The organism is Burkholderia sp. E168m23 (assembly GCF_016586125.1).
GTDB lineage: Bacteria > Pseudomonadota > Gammaproteobacteria > Burkholderiales > Burkholderiaceae > Burkholderia > Burkholderia orbicola.
Map to the genome: position 1 here is coordinate 1 of NZ_BCPP01001069.1, position 2,254 is coordinate 2,254.

The following is a 2,254-nucleotide window of genomic DNA, read 5'->3' on the forward strand; positions in this document are numbered from 1 at the left end:
CTGCTGCTCGGCATCGCCTTCCGTCTTGTACGCACCGACCTGCAGGAAGTAGCCGGTGTTCGCGTCGTTCGCGGTCGGCGGCTTCGCCGCTGCTGCTGCCGCGGCCCCGGCCGACGACGTCGGCTTCGGCGTGTTCGCGGCCTGCTGCTGTTGCTGCTGCTTTTGCGCGGCGGCTTGTTGCGCCTGCTTCTGCGCGGCGAAGCGGGCGAGGTCGTCCTCGCCGCCTTGCTGCTGTTGCTGCGCCTGTTGCGTCTTCTTCGGCGGCGGCGTGGTATCGGCCGGCTTCGGCGCGACGGCGACGCCGTTGCCCGACGACGGCGTGTTCGACGCGGTGGTGTTGCTCGAGCCGGTGGCGCCGTTCGTGTTACCCGACGGCGGCACTTCGACGATCTGCGGCTCGGGCAGCAGGCCGCCCTGGGTCTGGTTCGCGGCCTGGCCGGGCGCGGTGTTCGGCGGCGCCGATTGCGCGGCCTGCGGCACCGGCTGGCCGGGCGTCTTGCCCTGCAGCGCGCGGTTCGGGTCGAACTGCTGCGGCTGGCTCGCGCCGTTGTCGGCCGGCGGCGGCGCGACTTTCGACACGAACGGCGACGGCGAACGCGTGATGTAGAGCGCCACCACCACGGCGATTGCGAGGCCGACGATCAGGCCCAGCACGATTCCAAGAAATGTCCCTCCGGCTTGTTTCGACTGCTTCGAAGTTCGGCGTGGTTGTGCCATTGCTTGAGTCACCTGCAAAAAGAATCGTGAAAAGGCTGCGGCGGGTATCCGACGACGCGCATCCGACGGCGGCCGCTGCCGCAGCCATTCGCGGCCCGGTTCGGGGCCGCGCTGACATCCTTACATCTTGGCGGGCGCGGATACGCCGAGCACCGCCAGGCCGTTCTCGAGCACCTGCCGGGTCGCGGCGAGCAGCGCGGCGCGCGCATTGCGCGGCGCCTCGTCGTCGACCAGCACGCGCTCCGCATTGTAGAACGAGTGGAATTCGCCAGCGAGATCGCGCAGGTAGAACGCGACCGCGTGCGGTGCCAGCTCGTTCGCTGCGTGCGTGAGCATGTCCGGATACTCGGCCAGCTTCTGCATCAGCGACGCCGCTTGCGTGCTCGTCAGCTGCGACAGGTCGGCGCCCGGCAGTTGCGCGACGTCGACGTTGTAGCGCGACTTCAGTTCGTTGAGCACCGAGCAGATCCGCGCATGCGCGTACTGGACGTAATAGACCGGGTTTTCGTCGTTCTGTTTCAGCGCGAGGTCGATGTCGAACACGAACTCGGTATCGGCCTTGCGCGAGATCAGGAAGAAACGCACCGCGTCGCGGCCGCGCGTGATGGTTGCCTCGTCGATCAGGTCGGGGGCCGCTTCCTGGCCCGCGGCCGCGCCGCCCGACCATTCGATCAGGTCGCGCACCGTCACGTAGCTGCCCGCGCGCTTCGAGATCTTCACTTCCTGGCCGTCGCGCATCACGGTGACCATCTTGTGCAGCACGTAGTCGGGATAGCCCTTCGGGATACCGATATGCAGCCCCTGCAGGCCGGCGCGCACGCGCGCGATCGTGCCGTGGTGGTCCGAACCCTGGATGTTGATCACCTTCGTGAAGCCGCGCTCCCACTTCGTCACGTGGTAAGCGACGTCCGGCACGAAGTACGTGTACGTGCCGTCCGACTTGCGCATCACGCGATCCTTGTCGTCGCCTTCGTCGGTCGTGCGCAGCCACAGCGCGCCGTCCTGCTCGTAGGTCATGCCGGCCTTGACCAGCGCGTCGACCGTCTTCTCGACGCGGCCTTCGCTGTACAGCGACGACTCGAGGTAGTACTGGTCGAACTTCACGCCGAACGCCTGCAGATCCATGTCCTGCTCGCGACGCAGGTAGGTGACCGCGAACTTGCGGATCGCGTCGAGATCCTCGACGTCGCCCGTGCCCTTGACCGGCTCGCCGTCGGATGCGGCGACCGTTTCGCCGTTCAGGTAGTCGCGCGCGATGTCGGCGATGTACTCGCCGTTGTACGCGGCTTCCGGCCAGCCCGCGTCGCCCGGCTTCAGGCCGCGCGCGCGCGCCTGCGTCGAGATCGCCAGGTTGCCGATCTGCACGCCCGCGTCGTTGTAGTAGAACTCGCGGTGCACCGCGTAGCCCTGGCTCGCGATCACGTTCGCGAGCACGTCGCCGAGCGCGGCCTGACGGCCGTGACCGACGTGCAGCGGGCCGGTCGGGTTGGCCGACACGAATTCCAGCAACACTTGCTTGCCTTTCTCGCGATCCGAC

The 2,254-nt window shown here is 67.8% G+C and carries 2 protein-coding genes; both read right to left on the bottom strand.

Annotated features, from left to right (window positions below; translation table 11 throughout):
* The coding region (locus JMF90_RS34115; protein WP_201326073.1) for a cell division protein at nucleotides 1–717 on the bottom strand (717 nt) is incomplete at its 3' end.
* A gap of 120 nt (nucleotides 718–837) precedes the next feature.
* Nucleotides 838–2,254, bottom strand: a 1,417-nt coding sequence (argS, locus tag JMF90_RS34120; protein WP_201326074.1) for an arginine--tRNA ligase, incomplete at its 5' end; no start/stop codon positions are given.